Raw genomic sequence first — 18,646 nt, forward strand, 5'->3', positions numbered from 1 at the left:
ATTAATTTGCGCTGCCGTAGGGGATTTAGATTGAGCCGTTTTATTGACAGTTTATACCGGCTATGTGATGATTGTTACCTGAGGTATTATAATTAATTCATTATTTTGGAACTACATTAAGAAAAATGCAACGATTACGATCCTTTATTCTAAAAGGGTTGAATCATCGTTTTGGAATAATTCTTTTACTGGTATTCATCAATGTTGGAATATCGTTCGTTACAAGGCTGGGTTTGTTGTTGTATACGGGTAAAGGTTTTGACTATTCGGTGCTCAACCTGCTGGGGGTTTTTGGTATAGGTTTGATATATGATCTGGCCGTTACTTCATATATAGTAACTCCTTTTGTGCTGCATCTTTGGCTTCAAAACGAAAAAAGCTACTTACCCAAACAGCGAAAATGGGTGATTGCATTGTATGCAGGCCTGATGCTGTTCTTCGCCTTTTCACAAATTGTTCCTTCGGAATATAATGCCCTTTTACATTGGGGTGTAGTAGCCTTGTTTGGTCTGCGGTTGCTGATTTATATTTTGCTCGCTAAAAAAGGACCGGCATTCAGGGAAAAATGGAGAAAATACGTGCTGTATGCCGATTTTTTTCTGATTACTTTTTTACTGTTGTTTAATGCCATCAGCGAATATTTTTTCTGGAACGAATTTTCGACCCGCTATAATTTTATTGCGGTTGATTACCTGATTTATACAACCGAAGTATTGGGAAATATTCAGGAGTCGTATCCTGTTGGATGGATCGTTGCGGGCGTATTGATAGCTTCTTTGGCTGTTGTATGGCTTATCAGAAAAAGCATCAACCGGTCGATGCAATATAAAATGAGCTTTGCCCACCGTACGGTTACAGCCCTGGTACTATTGATTTTCCCCGTTATTACCTTTTTGTTTGTAACCAATAAATGGAAAAAGTTTAGCACCAATGCCTACGCCAATGAGCTGGCGGCAAACGGACTGTTTGAATTTGGCACTGCCTTTAACAATAACGAACTCGACTTTTATAAGTTTTATAAAACATTGCCCGACCAGGAAGCCTTTAGCATTATGCGAAAAGAACTGGCGCAACCGAATACGCATTTTGTTAGCAACGATCCGTACTCAATTGAACGTGACATTAATTACAATCAGCCTGAGCACAAAATGAATGTGGTGCTGATAAGTGTTGAAAGTTTCAGCGCTGATTTTATGAAAGCATTCGGAAGCGATAAAAACATAACGCCATTTCTGGATAGCTTAGCCGAAAAAAGCATTTTGTTCACCAACCTGTATGCCAGCGGAACCAGAACCGTGCGCGGGTTAGAAGCCCTGTCGTTATCGATACCGCCTACACCGGGGCAAAGTGTTGTAAAAAGACCGCGCAACGAAAATATGTTCTCTTTGGGCAGCGTATTTAAATCGAAAGGCTATATTTCGCAATACCTGTATGGCGGTTATGGTTATTTCGATAACATGAATACCTTTTTTTCGGGTAACCATTACGAGGTAATCGACCGCAATGCGTTGCGTCCCGACCAGATTCATTATGCCAATATATGGGGCGTGGCCGACGAAGATCTTTTTACGTTAACACTGCAAAAGCTCGATGAAAATTATAAAGCGCAGAAACCATTTTTTGCGCAGGTTATGACGGTATCGAACCACCGCCCGTTTACCTATCCCGAAGGCCGGATTGATATTCCACCATCGAGGCAGGCCCGGGAAGGCGCCGTAAAGTATACCGATTATGCCATTGGAAAATTCATTAACGAAGCTTCGAAAAAGCCGTGGTTCAATAATACCGTGTTTGTAATAGTGGCCGATCATTGCGCCGGCAGCGCCGGTAGCGTTGAATTGCCGGTTACCGGTTACCATATTCCCATGCTCATATACAGCCCGGCTAACCTGCCACCACAAAAATTCGATCGCCTTACGGCTCAGATCGATATAGCTCCCACCATTTTAGGCATTTTAAAATTCAATTACCGGTCGAAGTTTTTCGGGCAGGATATGTTTTCATTGCCGACCGGTCAGGAAAGGGCCTTTATCAGCACTTATCAGGGGCTGGGGTACCTGCGCAATGGTGAGCTGGTGATTCAATCGCCCATACAGCAGGTTGAACAGTTTAAGCCCGATTTTTTAACCGGCAAAGCCCAAAAACAACCACTGACCGACAGCCTCGTTAAGCAGGCCATTGCCTACTATCAAAGCGCCAGCTGGCTGCTGCGGAATAACAAGTATCAAATGGATTAGCGTTAGAAGAAGGCGATTTAAAGTATTAATTCAGTCATTTTAAATCTTAAATCGCCGGTTTAAATCTTTAAACGATGGCTTAATTCTTCAAATGAGCGATTTCGAGGATCAAATCGTTGATTTAAATCTTCAATAAAGCCATTTAAACCTTCAATTCAGCAATTTTAAATCTTAATTGGCCGATTTAAATCTTTAAACGATGTTTTAAATCTTCAATCTGGCGATTTAAATCATTAAATCACCGATTTAAAACTTAATTCAGTGATTTAATTCTTCAATTGGCTGATTTAATCCTTCAAACGATGATTCAATTCTTCAAAAGACCCATTTCAAGGATCAAAATCGTCGATTTAAAGAATTTTGCCCTCATTTAATTCCTCAGAGCCATCGCTTAATTCTTCGATACGATAATGAAATTTCTCTAAGCCGGGTTTTTGAACGTTTTCAGGGCCTGGTTAACCCGCTGACTGATTTGTCTATTAATAAAACGGCCCCGCATACATGCAGGGCCGTTTTATTAATTTGTTTTATTAAATCGCTTACGCTTTTTTGGTAGTGTCCATCTTGTGGTGGTGGTCTTTCATATCACCTTTTTTGTTGGGGTGATCTTCAAGTTTTTCCTTGTGGTCTTTGCCATCTTTGTGGTCTTCTTTCTTGTCTTTGTGATCTTCGGGCTTGTCTTTCATGTTTTCCTTATGATCAAATTTTTCATCCTTTTTGCCTTCCTTCTTTTCCTTGTGCTCGAATTTGCCATCTTTTTTGTCTTTCAGATCTTCCTTCTTTTCTAATTTGTCATCTTTCTTGTCGTCCTTTTTGTCTTTCAGATTTTCCTTGTGCTCAAATTTTCCGTCCTTTTTGTCGTGGCGGTTTTCTTTCTTGTCGAACTTGTTTTCTTTTTTCTCAGTGGCATTGTTGTTGGCGTTCGCATCCTGCGCGGTGGCATTCTGAGAAAAAGCAATTGCCAGGGTAAAAATAGCGCCGAAAAGGGTCGTTTTCAGTAAACGGTCATTTCTCATAAAAAAGGATTTTTTTAGAAGTTTATAAACGGTTTGTGATTCCAATTTCTTGTATAATCACTTAATTAATAACAAATTATTTATAAAAATATATTTTAAAACACCGAACAGGTTGCAATAAAACGGGCGGCAATATCACTAAAATGAGTGGCTATAATGCATCACCACGACCTATAATCGCCGAAACGAATACACAAATCGTTAAGTCTGCCATCAAAATCGATAGAATGAAGTGCAACCCTTGGGCTTTTCGCCATGAAACATACCGGAAATTCCGAATTTTTTAGCTTCAGATTGTTGACCGTGACGATAATTTCTGGTTAAAACTTCCGTATGCGGGTACCTGTCAGTAACACCCGGCAACAATCGAAAACCCGCTTTTGTGTAATAACGATCAGTATCGGGGAGAGGTGCCGATAATTCCAGGTTTCTGACTTCTGTATAAACACAAACTATCAGATTCCGACTTCTGACTTCCGACCTCCGACTCGGCTTTCCTACATGCAGGCAATCTTATTAACCCGCAGCTGGTGGCGGCCACCTTCAAAAGCGGTGCTCATAAAAATTTCGATCATTTGTTTGGCGTAATCCAGCGAAACAAAACGGGCGGGTATGCAAATGATGTTGGCATCGTTATGCAAACGAATCAACCGGGCCACTTCCAGTTCAAATGCCAGGCCGGCGCGTATGCCCTGGTGTTTATTGGCCGTGATGCAAACGCCATTGGCGCTGCCGCATAACAATATACCAAAAGAAGCAATGCCATCTTCGACCGAGCTGGCTACGGGGTGGGCATAATCGGGGTAGTCGACCGATTTGTTTTGATCAACACCTTTATCGTTGAGTGTAAATCCTTTTTCGGTTAACCATTGTACAATAGCTGCTTTGTATTCAAAACCGGCATGGTCGCTGCCAATGGCTATTGGTTTTGAAGTATCGAATATCGTAGACATATTGTTGTTTTTTTGTCGTGAATGGTGAATGGTCAATGGTGAATGGCAACCCGTATTTCAATCATTCACGTGTTAACTCGTAAACCTGTAAACTTGTCAACTTATCAACTAATCAACTAATCAACCTGATCTCTCTTAAATACCCTTTTCGACACATTGATACTTAATTCATATAAAAATGCCAGTGGTAAAAACACGATCATCTGGCTGGTCCAGTCTTGCGAAGGCGTAATAACAGCAGCAATAACAAGAATCACTACGTAGGCATATTTGCGATAGGTTCTCAGAAACTGCGGTGTAATTAAACCTATTTTGGTTAGTACGAACGATAGTGCGGGCATTTCAAAAGCAATACCGCAACCGAGGATAATGTTTACGAGGTTATCGATATAATCGTCGAGAGCGGGCTTGTATTCATAATAACCCCTTTTGCCCAGTGTAAAATTGGCGAGAAAATTAAAAGTAAACGGACTTAAAATAAAATATCCGAAGGCAGCGCCGAGAAAGAACAGGAATGAAACCCAGAAGATGGCATTGCTCGAATATTTCAATTCTTTGGGCGACAGCGCCGGTTTAACAAACTTCCAGAACTCCCAGAAAATATAGGGAAAGGCGGCAATAAATCCGCCCGTGATACCAATTTGTATGGCTGCCATAAAAGGCCCGCTAACCGTCATTCCCAGTAACTTATAACCCGGAGGGATGGGTGGCAGGCAAAGGGCATCGCCTATATGCAAATAATGACTGAAGTTGCAAAGCGCCCTGTACGAAATAAAGTCGTTCCTGATGGGGCCCATGATGATGGCATCGTATACCCAATCGATATTAATGAATATGGCAATGGCCATTATCAAAATAGCTAAAATCGAACGGATAATATGTCCACGCAATGCTTCGAGATGATCAATAAAGGTCATCTCTTCCGAATCATTGTTTCTTTTATTAAAAAAAGGAATCGCCATTCAACAGGTTCCGGTATTAATTAAAAAGGGTTTTGTTCTTTCTTATTGTTTTTATCGCCAGTTATCACTTGCTTCCTGATCTTTTTTGAATACCCTTTTTGAAACGATAACACTCAGTTCGTACAAAAAGCACAACGGCAAAAACACGATCATCTGACTTGTCCAGTCGGGCGAAGGTGTAATAATAGCCGCCACTACCAATATAACAACATAGGCATATTTACGATAGGTAGATAAAAAACGTGGGGTTATCAACCCTATTTTTGTTAATACATACGATAAAATAGGCAGTTCAAATGCAATGCCGCAGCCGATCACTATATCAACGAGGTTATCGATATAATCGCTCAGTGCCGGTTTGTATTCATAATAACCCGCTTTTCCCAATGTAAAATTGGCCAGAAAATTAAAGGTAAAAGGCCCCAGCACAAAATAGCCGAAGGCGGCGCCTATAAAAAAGAAAATCGACACCCAAAAAATAGCGCCCTGGGAGTATTTTAATTCTTTGGGCGATAAGGCGGGTTTTATAAACTTCCAGAATTCCCAGAATATGAAAGGGAAAGCTGCAATGAAACCGCCAATAAGGCCAATTTGAATGGCCGACATAAACGGCCCGCTCACTGTATTACCCAGTAATTTATAATTGGCTGGTATGGGCGGCATGCACAACGAGTTGCCTAAATGCAGCATGTTGCTCAGGCCGCACAATCCCCTGTACGAAACAAAATCGTTACGTACGGGCCCCATAATGATGGTATCGTATACCCAGTCGATATTTATAAAAATAACAATGGCAGCTATTAAAATGGCCAGCACCGAACGCACAATGTGCCACCGTAACTCCTCGAGATGATCTACAAAGGTCATCTCGCTGTCATTGCTCCTTCTTTCAAAAAAGGTTAACGCCATAGGATCGCCAAAAAATCTGAATAATGAATAAAGCGGGGCAAATTTAAGGCTATTCGGGCTGGTATGAACATAAAGCTTGTTAAGCGTAGGAAAACAGGTGGCAATTGGCCTGTTCCCGGTTTCAGGTTACAAGTTGCAAGGTTCAGGTGGCTAAATCAAAAGAGAGCTGGCAATAACTGAAGTCCCTGAAATCTGAAACTTGTAACCTGTAACTATTTGAGAATCTTCAGCCTCACCATTTCAATGCGGGTGTCGCTTACGTTCAGCACCTCAAATTCATAATTCCCGATAATAATGCGTTCTTTTAAACGGGGAATGGTTTCGTGCTGGTGTATGATAAATCCCGACAGTGTTTCGGAGTCGTTTTCGGGAAATTCGAGTTTGTATTTTTCAATAAGGTAATCAAGTTCGAGCCGGCCCGATAAAATGTATTCATCTTCTGAAATCATTTTTTCTTCAAACTCCTCAATATCATACTCGTCTTTTATTTCACCAAAGATCTCTTCGAGCAGGTCTTCCATGGTAACAACACCGGCAGTGCCACCAAATTCATCAACTACCCAGGCAATGCTTTTGCGGTCTTTGGTTAATTTATTGATGAGGTCGGTGGCGCTCATACTTTCGGGTATGGCGGGAATAGGCAGTAAAATTTCCTTAATCAAATCGGGTTGTTTGAACAGGTCGAGCTGGTGAATGTATCCTATAATATGATCGATATTGCCTACATAAACGATCAGCTTGCTTAACCGGGTTGAAATAAATTTTTTGCGGGCTTCTTCTACTGAAGTGTTCAGCTCAATGGCTTCAATTTCTTTACGGGGAACCAGGCATTCGCGCACTTTTATTTTGGGTAACGACAGTGCATTTTCGAACAGCTCGGTGTTCATATCGGTGCTGTCGCTGTTATATTCGTTGGTTTGCTGAAAAAAATGATCGAGGTCGCTGCGCGAAAAAGGCTCTTTTCTTTTATCGATGCGCATGTCGAAAATTACATTCAGAATAAAGATCGACAGCTTTACAAATGCGGCGGCTATCCAGTAAAATAACTGGTCGAATAAACCCAGCAGCCCTACCCGGGCCGAAAAGGAGAGCAGTGAATCGCTTTTTGCTTTAAATATGGCTTTGGGAATGCATTCTGCGAATAAAATAATCACCAGCCACGATACCAGTATTTCAAATAACAACCGCATGGGGGTGATAAATGATTTGGCCGATATATCGAGCTTATCCCAGTTGAAAACTTCGTTCCAGAATACCGACCCCAGCAATACCACCACTACCAGAAAAAAGCTGAAGCCTACTACATTGGTGCCTATAAAACGCGAGGGGTTATCGAACAGGTTAGATAGTAAAATGCCGCTGGTGGCGCCCTGTTTCTTTTTTAATTCAATATTCAGCCGGTTGGCCGAAGTGAAAGCCACCTCAATCCCTGCAAAATAGGCAATCAGCACAAATGCCACGCCTATAGCAATGCCTATAATAGTTATAAAACTCATAGTTCGGCAACGAAATTATAAAAAAAGCAGTAGAATCAAGCTCCCGGGTGGTAATTGCATGCAGGAAGGCCCTGCTCCCGGGTGAAACGAAGTGTGAAGTAAGAAGTCGGAAGTCAGAAGAACCTGTGTATTCGTTACTCTTTGTTCCCCTTAATTTATACTTTCTATTTCTTACTTGCTGCTCGCCTCCCTGATTCCGAAAATAGCACAGGGTGAGCCTATCCCGAAAGAGAGACTCACCCTGCGCTATTTCTGACATCAGACATCAGATTTCCGACTTCAGCTTTCGAGAAACTGCTGAACCACCTCTTTGGCGATTTCACAGGCGTGTTTGAGGTCGTCGTTCAGGATGATCTTATGAAAATGATGTTTTAAAGAAATTTCGTATGAAGCCTTGTTTACCCGTGCCTGCAGCGTTTCTTCTGTTTCGGTACCACGGGAGCTAAGGCGGTTTTTTAATTCTTCAATCGAAGGTGGTTCAATAAAGATCGACAGGGTAGTATCAGGTAACTGTTGCTGCACATGGATGGCGCCTTTTACATCAATATCTAATACCGGTACCTGGTGGTTGTTCCAGATTCGATCGAGTTCAGATTTTAAAGTGCCGTAATAGTTGCCTTTATATACCATTTCCCATTCAACAAACTCATTATGCTGTATTTTTCTGTTGAAGTCGTCGACGGTCATGAAATAATAATCTACCCCATTTTTTTCGGTTGACCTACAGTTGCGGGTGGCCGCAGAAACTGAAAAGGCCAGCTGCGGAAATTCTTTTAATAAAAAATGGGTAATAGAGGTTTTTCCGGCCCCTGAAGGAGCTGTTATGATAATGATTTTGTTGTTGGGTTGAAAAGCCATTTATTGGTTTGTGGTTTGTTTAAAAGTTACAGGTTACAGGTTTCATGTTACCAGTTACCTGTTACCGGTTACCGGTATCCGGTAACTGGTAACCAGTATCCGGTACCCGGTAACAATTTCATTACACCCGTTTGATGTCGGCTCCGAGCTGCTGCAATCGTTTATCGATATACTGATAGCCGCGATCGATTTGCTCGATATTCTGAATAACACTTTTCCCTTCGGCACTAAGGGCCGCAATTAATAACGATACCCCGGCGCGTATATCAGGGCTGGTCATTTGAATGCCGCGCAGCTTTTGCTCGCGGGCCAGGCCTATAACCGCGGCACGATGAGGATCGCATAAAATGATCTGGGCGCCCATGTCGAGCAGTTTATCTACAAAGAACAAACGGCTTTCGAACATTTTTTGATGTATCAGCACACTGCCGCGCGCCTGTGTGGCCACTACCAGCACAATGCTCAGCAGATCGGGCGTAAATCCCGGCCATGGATGATCGTAAATGGTAAGCACTGATCCGTCGAGAAAGGTTTGTATTTCGTATACGTCCTGGGCCGGCACATGAATATCGTCGCCTTTAAAATTTAGCTGAATGCCCAGTTGCCTGAATTTATCGGGAATGATGCCCAAATGTTCAATACCTGCATTTTTGATGGTGATATCGCTTTGGGTCATAGCCGCCAGGCCAATAAACGAACCGATCTCGATCATATCGGGCAACATACGGTGTTCGGTGCCGCCCAGATAATTTACTCCTTCAATGGTTAACAGGTTGCTTCCGATGCCGCTTATTTTGGCGCCCATGCGATTGAGCATTTTGCACAACTGTTGTATATAAGGTTCGCAGGCTGCATTGTAAATGGTAGTAATGCCTTTGGCCATAACGGCAGCCATAATAATATTGGCGGTACCGGTTACCGAAGGTTCATCGAGCATCATGTACGTGCCTTTCAGGTTGGGCGCCTGCAATTGAAAAAATCCATCCTCGGGCAGATAATGAAACGAAGCGCCGAGTTTTTCAAAACCAATAATATGCGTATCGAGCCTGCGGCGGCCGATTTTATCGCCACCGGGCTTTGGAATAAATGCTTTTTTGAAACGCGCCAGCATGGGGCCTGCCAGCATAACAGAACCGCGTAAACGACCACTTTTTTGTTTATAGTCGTCGCTGCGCAGGTAATCGATATTTACGTCATCGGCCTGAAAAATGCAGGTATCGCGTTGCGGGCGATCGACCTTCACATTCATTTCGGCCAGCAGTTCGATCAACAGATTTACATCAAGTATATCGGGAATATTGCTGATGGTAATTTTTTCGGGTGTTAACAGCACGGCGCTGATAATTTGCAGGGCTTCGTTTTTTGCGCCCTGCGGAATGATTTCGCCGCTTAATTTTTTACCGCCAATGACTTCAAATGAATTCATAGTTTCTTTTCGCTGGTTTTGTGCCGGTTATTTGACTTATGGAATTATAAAGGTGCAAATATAAAACCCCGACAATAGTAATTACTGTCGGGGTTTTTTATTTATTAATTATTCTTTAGCCAAAAGGCTTAATTCGTAAGATTTCTCCAGGTGCCTTGTGCCCTGGATCTTGTGCCTTGGACCTTTTATTTATATCTCTTCTTAAACTTGCCGCCCCGGTCGTTACGGTTATCACGGCCACCGCCGCCATCGCGGTTATCGCGGCCGCGCGACTGGAATTTGCCGCCGCCGCCACGTTTGTTGCGGTAATCGCCGTAGCCGCCACGATCACGATCGCGGTCGCGGTTGTCGCTGGGGCGATGCTGGCGCACATAAGGCGTATTGGTAAATGTTAACTGGCCATCGGTAATATTGGTCAACTCGCCCTGAATGGCATCGTCGTGCACGGTTTCTTTATGCCAGTTGTTATAAGCCAGTTTCATGTAGTAGGCAATTGCATTGGCAAAGCCTTGGCGTTTTTCGGGACCATCTTCTTTCAACGCTTTATTAATCACCAGCTCAAGGTTTTTACCCAGATGCGAAAATTTGGGATACCGCTTGGGATAGGGAAGCGGTTGTGGTTTTGATTTTAACGTTTCGCGTGTAGGAATGGGGTAAGGCGATTCCACAGCGAGTTTAAAATCGGAGATCAGGAACAGGTGATCCCATAATTTATGACGAAAGTCTTCAACATTTTTTAAGTGGGGGTTCAAAAAACCCATTAATTCAATCACCGCATAGGCATTACGCTGGCGAATTTCCTCATCCTCGAGGGTCAGCAGGTATTCAATCATTTTTTGAATATGCCGGCCGTACTCACGCATCACCAGATGATTTCTGGTGGTATTGTATTCCATGTCTTGTATACTCATTCTTATAAATGTAAGGTAAACAAAAATAAGGCGATATTTTGAGAATAAGGGATTTTGGGATTTTTAGATTTGCAAAAAGCATAGTCTGTTGAAAGAAGAAGAAATTCCTAAATCACAAAATCGCAAAATCAGCAATCAAAAAATTCGGTGTACTTTTGCGGTGCAAAATGCAAAAAACTGATAATCAAAGACAATGAGGCAATCTACTATAACTATTGAGGTAGCGCTTGATGAAAAAAATATTCCTGATCAAATATTATGGAAAGCCACCGACAGTACCGCCGACGCAGCCCAGAAGGCAAAGGCCATGATGCTGTCGTTTTGGGATGGCGCCGATAAATCGGCCCTGCGCATGGACCTTTGGACCAAAGAAATGATGGTGGATGAAATGGCTGATTTTTATTATCAAACCATAATGACCATGGCCGATAGTTTTGACCGGGCCACCCATCAGCCGGAACTGGTAAATATGATGAAAGAGTTTGCGAAGGATTTTTATGCCCGTTTTCGTGATACACAGTTGAAAGACAATAAATTATAATTCCAAATAGCCTCTGTATGAGTTTAGAACAAAAGATCATGGCCGAGCTGAAAACAGCAATGCTGGCCAAAGATGAAAAAACGGTGCGTAGTTTGCGTGCCATTAAAGCAGCTATAATTCTGGCTAAAACATCAGAGGGCGCCGGTGGCGAGATTAAGGAGGAAGATGAAATAAAGCTGTTGCAAAAACTGGTTAAGCAGCGCAAAGATTCGCTGGAAATTTACCAGCAGCAGAACCGGGCCGATCTGGCAGGGAAAGAACAGGAAGAAATTGAGGTGATTGAAAAGTTTTTGCCTAAACAATTAAGTGCCGAAGAGCTGAAAGGTATTATAGCAGCCATTATTACCCAAACCGGTGCCTCATCGCCGGCCGATATGGGAAAAGTGATGGGGGTGGCTTCCAAACAACTGGCCGGCCAGGCCGATGGTAAGGCTATTAGTGCGGTGGTGAAGGAGTTGCTGGCGAAATAAGCCCGATATTCGGAAGTCAGATGTCAGAAATCGGAAGTCAGAAGTTGGATGTCGGGAGTCAGAAGTTGGAAATCACGGGTAGAAAATAAGACAGGGAATAATAGATCCGCGGTCTGTTTCTGACTTCGGACCTCAGACTTCGATTCATAAGATGTTCATAGATATATTAGTTATACTATTTCTGGTTATGGCCGTTATCAAAGGATTGCGGCGTGGACTTATTGTTGCAATATTTTCGATTTTTGCGTTTATTGCAGGTATTGCAGCGGCTATGAAGTTATCGGTAGTAGTAGCAGGATATTTGAAAGATTCCGTTAATGTATCTGCGAAATGGCTGCCGTTTATTTCATTTGCGCTTGTTTTTATTGGAGTGGTGTTGCTGGTACGATGGGCAGCCGCTTTACTGGAACAAACCGTTGAAGCGGCCATGCTGGGCTGGGCAAACAAAATAGCAGGGGTGGTGCTATACATTATTTTGTATATGTTTACACTGAGCGTACTGTTATTTTTCGTACAACAGGTAAAGCTCATCAGCGATGAAACCCTTGCCCGGTCGGTTACCTGGAAATGGATTCAGCCACTGGGACCCTGGGTAATTGACGGTTTGGGGAAGCTGATACCCGTGTTTAAGAACATGTTTTCTGAACTGAGTAACTTTTTCGCCGGGTTGGTCACACCTGCAACTACCTGAAACTATGCATAATATATAGTTACCTGTAATAACCGGCAAATAAAAAATGTACAAAAATCAGTAGCTTACATTAAAATTGTATGTTGAAAACTGCAAGGCTTGTGCTATTTGCAGTAAAACGTTTATTTTAGCGATTAATTGACTGACTTGAACAGACATAGCTGATGATGAATTACACGATCAAACAGGTGGATAAATTCAAGTTTATTGAAGAAGGCGAAGGCGAGCCGCTCATATTATTGCATGGGCTATTCGGCACGTTGAGCAACTTTGATAGTTTGATTGACTATTTCCGGCACCATAATAAAGTAGTGGTGCCCATGCTTCCTTTGCTTGAAATGGATTTGTTACACACATCAGTAGGGGGGTTACAGAAGTTTGTGCATAAGTTTATTGAATTTTTCGATTTGCAAAATGTACACCTGCTGGGAAATTCTTTAGGCGGCCACGTAGCCATTTTACATGTTTTGAAAAATCCCGAGCGCATAAAATCGCTTATTTTAACCGGCAGTTCGGGTTTATTCGAAAATGGCATGGGCGACACCTATCCCAAGCGGGGCGATTATGATTATATTAAAAAGAAAACGGAATTAACCTTTTACGACCCAAAAATTGCCGACAAAGAGTTGGTAGATGAAGTGTACGAAACAGTTAATAACCGTTTAAAAGCCATAAAAATAATTGCGCTGGCAAAGAGTGCCATCAGAAATAATCTGGGCGAAGAACTCAATCAAATCAAACAACCCACGTTATTAATATGGGGAAATAATGACGCCATTACCCCACCGTTTGTAGGCAGAGAATTTCAACGATTGATTCCCAATAGCGAACTGCATTTTATCGACAAATGCGGCCATGCACCAATGATGGAAGTGCCCGAGGAATTCAACCGTATTCTCCATAAATTTTTGACAAAATTAAATGAGCCTGCAGCGGTAGCCTGACTGCTATCGTCTAAATGATTATATTTGGTTAAGGGTAACACCTATTGCTAATCAAGGTTACTACCTATCGGTTAAATTTTTACGGTTTCGGTTTTGCCGCAAACCTGTTACAAGTTTTATACGTACATACACTATATATATAAGCAGAACAAAACTCTGATCAGTGCTAAACAAAGATCTCATATCAGCCACTATTCCCACACTCAATTTGAGTGACTCGGTGATTCAGGCGCTGGACCTGATGTCGGAGTTTCATGTAATGCAGCTACCCGTAGTAGCCGGTGATAAATACCTGGGCCTTGTTTTTGAAGACGACCTGATGAATAACGACGAACGGGCCACCCTCCAATCTTTAGATACTCACCTTTCGAAAGTTGCTGTACACGCCAACACGCACTTCATTGAGGCGGTACAAATTTTGAATGATTATAATTTGTCTCTCGTACCGGTTGTGGACAAGGAAAGTGAATTTTTAGGTTCCATTGCTGCGATCGACCTGTTAAAAGAATTGGGTAAAACCACCGGAGCCAGCGAACCCGGCGGGTTAATTGTGCTTGAAATGGAACAACGTAATTTTTCGTTTTCCGAACTCAGCAAACTGGTAGAAACCAATGATGCCCAAATCACGCAGTTAAACAGTTATTGGGATAATAACACGAGTTCTTTTTTTGTAGCGATAAAAATCAATAAATTCGAGATTTCTGATATTGTTGCTACGTTTCAGAGATATGAATATAATGTGAAATATTATTTTGGCGAGGAACTATACGAAAATGAACTGCGGAACAATTATGATCATTTGATGAATTATCTGAATATTTAGCACCAACATAAGAATCGAGCCAGCTTTTTTAAAACCAAAAACATAAGCAACTGCTTGCCGGGCATGTGAATGGGAAAGAAAGTTTATTGCATAATAGCAAAATTGTTGTGTTGCGTGGCTTTGGTGCATGCACAACCCTCACCCGTGGATTCATCACAGGCATTGTATGCTGCTGCAGGTAATAGTAACAACTATTCCACTCCTTTTGTTGTAGGCGATATAATAATTGAAGGAAATAAAAGAACAAAGCCCTACATCATCGAACGCGAGCTCCCTTTTAAAACCGGCGACTCAATTTATTTACCCGAACTGGTGAAAGCCTTCGAAATATCGCGTCAGCAACTTATTAATACCAGTTTATTCGTTGATGTGGTAATAGCCTTAAAATCGTTTCGTGGTTACCAGGTCGATATTCTTATACAGGTAAAAGAACGCTGGTATGTTTTTCCCATCCCATACCTGAAACCGGTTGACCGCAACCTGAACGAATGGGCCAAACAGGGATACGGCGTAGATCGGGTAAACTATGGTTTTAAATTTACCTATAACAATTTTACCGGGCGCAACGATAAACTAAAAATATGGCTGATCACCGGCTATACGCAGCAGATACAATTTCAGTACGACCAGCCCTATGCCGATAAATCGCTTAAACATGGCTACCGGCTTGGTTTTTCCTATTCATATAACCGCGAAATCAACTTTGCCACCATCGACAACCAGCAACGGTTTGTTGATTCTTTAAAGGATGGCATCAGGCAATGGTCGGGCCATATTGATTATACTTACCGGCCCGGGTTACGTACCGTTCATGCCGTATCGTTAACGTATACACACCAGGAAGTTGACCCCCGCATAAACGAAATAAATCCCAAATATTACGGGTCGTATCGCAACGCGGTCAGTTACCCCGAATTAGCATACTCCATTAATTATGTAAACGTCGATTATAAGCCCTTTCCGTTAACCGGCTGGCTGGCCGATGGAGGTGTTTTAAAAAGAGGCATCGACAAAGAAATGAACATGTGGCAATTTAACGGAAGGGTAACAAAGGGCTGGCAATTGAGTAAAAAGAATTTCTTCAGCTCGCAGGCCGCCGTGATATTGCGGTATCCGTTAGACCAGCCATATATCAATCAACGCATGTTCGGCTATGGCGATATGTACCTGCGCGGGCTCGAAAATTATGTAATTGACGGAAGCACCGGATTCTTAACACGGCAAACTTACCGCCGCGAATTGTTCCGTTTCAGCATTCCTACCTATATAAAATCACAATCACACGACCGCATTCCTTTTCGCATATATGCCCACTTATTTGGCGACGCCGGCTATGCCTGCAATAAAACTTTTACCGCCAATTCGCTTACCAACACTATGTTATATACCTACGGTGTTGGCCTCGACATCGTTACCTTCTATGATTTCAATTTGCGCATCGACTACAGCATTAACCAATTAGGTCAAAAGGGATTATTTTTACACATCAAGAGCGATTTTTAACAGACGAAGACAGGAAAATTCTATCAACCGCATTGTATGAAGGTAGCTATTTATAGCCGGGTTATTGATGATTACGACCAGTATGACAAGGTTCAGCAATTGTTAAACGAGTTGGATAAAGAAAATATTCAGCCGGTTATTTATCAGCCTTTTTTTGAAATGATTCAGGCGTCGGTACGCTTACCGGCAAAAACAACGGTTTTTTCCGATTCCCGCGATTTAACCGAAGCCATCGATTTTGTAATCAGTTTGGGTGGCGATGGTACTTTACTCGACACCGTGACTCTGGTACGCGATAAAAATATTCCAATTCTGGGTATCAACTTCGGCCGGCTGGGTTTTTTGGCCAGCATTGGCAGTAAAGAATTGCACATTGCGGTACAATCGCTGGTCAAACGCACAATACTAATCGATAAGCGTTCGTTAATTCACCTGGATGCGAGTAAGCCATTATTTGGCGATGTTCCATACGGTTTAAATGAATTTGCCATTCATAAAACCGACACATCACCCATGATAAAAATTCATACGTACCTGAATGGTGAATTTTTAAATACATACTGGGCTGATGGCGTGATTGTAGCAACGCCTACCGGTTCAACCGGCTATTCGCTTAGCTGTAATGGCCCGGTGGTTTTTCCCGAATCTTCAAGTTTTGTAATTACCCCCGTAGCCCCGCATAATCTGAATGTGAGGCCAATAGTAGTGCCTGATGATAATATAATATCCTTTGAAATTGAAGGCCGAACCGATCATTTCATTTGCGCCCTCGACTCGCGTAAAGAGCTTGTTGATAAAAAAGTGCAACTGGCAGTTCGCCGAGAATCCTTTACCCTAAGCCTTGTACGGTTAAATGAAAATAATTTTTTACAAACCCTGCGTAACAAATTATCGTGGGGACTCGACACAAGAAATTAACTGTTCAGGTAAAAATTAAATTCCCGGCAATCCGGTTCTTAATATTAAATTGCGAATTATGAAGAAATTGGTTGTAACAGCACTTTTGTTTTTTTCCGTTATATGTGCGCAAGAGGTTACTGCCCAATATCAAAGTATTGTACAGCAGGGTGAGTTTGGAATATCGGTGGGTGGTGCTCATTATTTTGGCGACCTTAACACCAGGGCTAAATTAAACAGGCCCAAACCAGCTTTTGGCCTGTTTTTCCGCAAACAGTTTGGCAATTATACCGCCTTACGGGTAGCTGCCCATTATGCCCGCTTAGGCTATTCGGATGTATATAATACCCAAAACGAATACCAGAAAAGGCGTAACCTCAGCTTCAACTCAAATGTGTTTGAGCTTACCCTTCAGGGCGATTTTAACTTTTTTAAATTCGTTCCGGCCGATCCGGCTTATGCTTTTACCCCTTATATAACCATCGGAGCAGGTGTTTTCAGCTATGATCCGTATGCCTATCTGAACGGACAAAAATACTTCCTTCGTCCCCTCGGTACCGAAGGACAGGGCACAGCTGCCTACCCCGATCGCAAACCCTATAACACTATGGCTGTTTGCTTTCCTATAGGCGTAGGTGTTAAATATGCCCTGAACGATCGCATAAACCTCGGTTTTGAAGTAGTTTACCGCTATACCACTACCGATTACCTCGACGACGTTAGTAAAACCTATGTGGGCGCCGACAAATTCCCGAATCTGCCCGACGGATCGCCTTCTGCCGCCCAGTTGCTGCAGGACCGCTCGTACGAAACCGGCGATGTTATTGGTATAGAAGGCCGCCAGCGCGGTTATTCGAAACAAAAAGATGCCTACGTACTGGCCGAATTTACTTTATCATTTAATCTTACTTCATATCGCTGTCCAACAGCCTATTAGTTTGTGGTTTTTAGTTTGAGGTTTGTGGTTTCAGGTGCGACGCTGCATGCACCTGTTAAGTTTCTTTATGATTAGCAATCAATTATTTATGTGAGCTTAAAAGACCCGCTAAATGACAATTGGTTAACCTGTTTGCTATGAGGGAATTTAACAACAAACTACAAACCACAAACCATAAACTTATCGTACCTTTGTGCCCTTCAAAAAAAGGGTATGCAAAGCCTCAAGGAGCAAATTAACCTTCAACGACTTCCTCGCCATATAGCAATTATTATGGACGGGAATGGCCGGTGGGCTAAAGAAAAAGGCCAGGACCGCCTCTATGGCCATTTTCATGGCGTTGAAAGCGTGCGCAATATTGTAGAAGGCTGTGCCGAACTGGGCATCGAATACCTGACCCTGTACGCATTTTCAACCGAAAACTGGGACCGCCCCCAGTACGAAGTAACCGGCCTTATTGAACTGCTGGTTGAAACCATTCGCAAGGAAACAGAAACCCTCAATAAGAACAATATTAAGCTGCATGTTATCGGCGACGTAAAAATGTTGCCCGAATACGCCCGGAAAGAATTGAACGAATCGCTGCAGATTACCAGTACCAATACAGGTTTGAACCTTGTGATGGCATTGAGCTACAGCAGCCGTTGGGAACTGGTACAGGCTGTGCAGCATATAGCCGAAGACGTAAAAGCCGGTAAAATTGATCCCGCTGCCATAACACAAAACACCCTGCAGCAATACCTGGCCACCAGTAATTTTCCCGATCCAGAGTTGATGATTCGTACCAGCGGAGAATACCGCATCAGTAATTTCCTATTATATCAATTAGCGTATGCAGAATTGTATTTCACCAATGTTCGCTGGCCCGACTTTAGAAAAGAAAACCTTTATGAAGCCATCCTGGATTTTCAACGACGTGAAAGACGTTTTGGCAAAACCGGCGAACAAATAGAAAAAGAACATATAAACGGATAATTCTCATATTGTTCATGAATATTTAATGATTCCGTCGATTACTGTTCTTTTTAACAAACCCTTTTAATAAATCCCCCTTAATTTGCTCCACTTTAAA

Annotated in this window: 18 protein-coding genes; 10 read left to right on the forward strand and 8 right to left on the reverse strand. The window is 42.5% G+C overall.

Annotated elements, in window-relative coordinates; genetic code table 11:
* Nucleotides 1-125: 125 nt before the first annotated feature.
* Nucleotides 126-2,237 carry an LTA synthase family protein gene (locus AC59IL_RS12000; protein ID WP_496552366.1) on the forward strand — a complete coding sequence of 704 codons (2,112 nt, stop codon included), beginning with the start codon at nucleotides 126-128 and terminating at the stop codon, nucleotides 2,235-2,237.
* Nucleotides 2,238-2,776: 539 nt separating this feature from the next.
* On the opposite strand, the gene AC59IL_RS12005 is transcribed toward AC59IL_RS12000, so the two are convergent.
* From AC59IL_RS12005 to AC59IL_RS12040, 8 genes are all read right to left on the reverse strand, one after another.
* Nucleotides 2,777-3,253 (reverse strand): hypothetical protein, encoded by a 477-nt coding sequence (locus tag AC59IL_RS12005; RefSeq protein WP_496552367.1) that lies wholly within the window; start codon nucleotides 3,251-3,253, stop codon nucleotides 2,777-2,779.
* Nucleotides 3,254-3,750: 497 nt separating this feature from the next.
* Entirely contained in the window at nucleotides 3,751-4,206 is a 456-nt protein-coding gene (gene rpiB, locus AC59IL_RS12010; RefSeq protein ID WP_496552368.1) for a ribose 5-phosphate isomerase B, read from the reverse strand.
* 116 nt (nucleotides 4,207-4,322) lie between these two features.
* Nucleotides 4,323-5,168 (reverse strand): twin-arginine translocase subunit TatC, encoded by an 846-nt coding sequence (gene tatC / locus AC59IL_RS12015; RefSeq protein WP_496552369.1) that lies wholly within the window; start codon nucleotides 5,166-5,168, stop codon nucleotides 4,323-4,325.
* 51 nt (nucleotides 5,169-5,219) lie between these two features.
* A complete protein-coding gene (gene tatC / locus AC59IL_RS12020) occupies nucleotides 5,220-6,077 on the reverse strand; it encodes a twin-arginine translocase subunit TatC (RefSeq protein WP_496552370.1) in 858 nt (285 codons plus the stop codon).
* 212 nt (nucleotides 6,078-6,289) lie between these two features.
* Complete coding sequence (locus AC59IL_RS12025) at nucleotides 6,290-7,573, reverse strand: hemolysin family protein (protein ID WP_496552371.1); 1,284 nt, start codon at nucleotides 7,571-7,573, stop codon at nucleotides 6,290-6,292.
* 279 nt (nucleotides 7,574-7,852) lie between these two features.
* Nucleotides 7,853-8,431 carry a guanylate kinase gene (gene gmk / locus AC59IL_RS12030; protein ID WP_496552372.1) on the reverse strand — a complete coding sequence of 193 codons (579 nt, stop codon included), beginning with the start codon at nucleotides 8,429-8,431 and terminating at the stop codon, nucleotides 7,853-7,855.
* A gap of 121 nt (nucleotides 8,432-8,552) precedes the next feature.
* Nucleotides 8,553-9,857 carry a UDP-N-acetylglucosamine 1-carboxyvinyltransferase gene (gene murA / locus AC59IL_RS12035; RefSeq protein WP_496552373.1) on the reverse strand — a complete coding sequence of 435 codons (1,305 nt, stop codon included), beginning with the start codon at nucleotides 9,855-9,857 and terminating at the stop codon, nucleotides 8,553-8,555.
* 185 nt (nucleotides 9,858-10,042) lie between these two features.
* Complete coding sequence (locus tag AC59IL_RS12040) at nucleotides 10,043-10,768, reverse strand: DUF4290 domain-containing protein (RefSeq protein ID WP_496552374.1); 726 nt, start codon at nucleotides 10,766-10,768, stop codon at nucleotides 10,043-10,045.
* A gap of 193 nt (nucleotides 10,769-10,961) precedes the next feature.
* Between AC59IL_RS12040 and gldC the strand changes: the two genes are divergently transcribed.
* The 9 genes from gldC (at nucleotide 10,962) to uppS (ending at nucleotide 18,549) form a co-directional block, all read left to right on the forward strand.
* Nucleotides 10,962-11,309, forward strand: coding sequence for a gliding motility protein GldC (gldC, locus tag AC59IL_RS12045; protein ID WP_496552375.1), 348 nt, complete (start codon nucleotides 10,962-10,964; stop codon nucleotides 11,307-11,309).
* 17 nt (nucleotides 11,310-11,326) lie between these two features.
* Complete coding sequence (locus AC59IL_RS12050; protein WP_496552376.1) at nucleotides 11,327-11,779, forward strand: GatB/YqeY domain-containing protein; 453 nt, start codon at nucleotides 11,327-11,329, stop codon at nucleotides 11,777-11,779.
* A 151-nt stretch (nucleotides 11,780-11,930) separates the two neighbouring features.
* Nucleotides 11,931-12,470 (forward strand): CvpA family protein, encoded by a 540-nt coding sequence (locus AC59IL_RS12055; RefSeq protein ID WP_496552377.1) that lies wholly within the window; start codon nucleotides 11,931-11,933, stop codon nucleotides 12,468-12,470.
* Nucleotides 12,471-12,634: 164 nt separating this feature from the next.
* On the forward strand, nucleotides 12,635-13,414 hold the full coding sequence (locus AC59IL_RS12060) for an alpha/beta fold hydrolase (RefSeq protein ID WP_496552378.1): 780 nt from the start codon (nucleotides 12,635-12,637) through the stop codon (nucleotides 13,412-13,414).
* 163 nt (nucleotides 13,415-13,577) lie between these two features.
* Nucleotides 13,578-14,237 carry a CBS domain-containing protein gene (locus AC59IL_RS12065; RefSeq protein WP_496552379.1) on the forward strand — a complete coding sequence of 220 codons (660 nt, stop codon included), beginning with the start codon at nucleotides 13,578-13,580 and terminating at the stop codon, nucleotides 14,235-14,237.
* Nucleotides 14,238-14,381: 144 nt separating this feature from the next.
* Nucleotides 14,382-15,740 carry a POTRA domain-containing protein gene (locus AC59IL_RS12070; RefSeq protein ID WP_496552380.1) on the forward strand — a complete coding sequence of 453 codons (1,359 nt, stop codon included), beginning with the start codon at nucleotides 14,382-14,384 and terminating at the stop codon, nucleotides 15,738-15,740.
* 36 nt (nucleotides 15,741-15,776) lie between these two features.
* Complete coding sequence (locus tag AC59IL_RS12075) at nucleotides 15,777-16,658, forward strand: NAD kinase (protein WP_496552381.1); 882 nt, start codon at nucleotides 15,777-15,779, stop codon at nucleotides 16,656-16,658.
* Between the two features lie 58 nt (nucleotides 16,659-16,716).
* Complete coding sequence (porG, locus tag AC59IL_RS12080) at nucleotides 16,717-17,574, forward strand: type IX secretion system protein PorG (protein ID WP_496552382.1); 858 nt, start codon at nucleotides 16,717-16,719, stop codon at nucleotides 17,572-17,574.
* Between the two features lie 213 nt (nucleotides 17,575-17,787).
* Complete coding sequence (gene uppS, locus AC59IL_RS12085; RefSeq protein WP_496552383.1) at nucleotides 17,788-18,549, forward strand: undecaprenyl pyrophosphate synthase; 762 nt, start codon at nucleotides 17,788-17,790, stop codon at nucleotides 18,547-18,549.
* The last annotated feature ends 97 nt before the right edge of the window (nucleotides 18,550-18,646 follow it).

The organism is Niastella sp. sgz303648 (assembly GCF_059587045.1).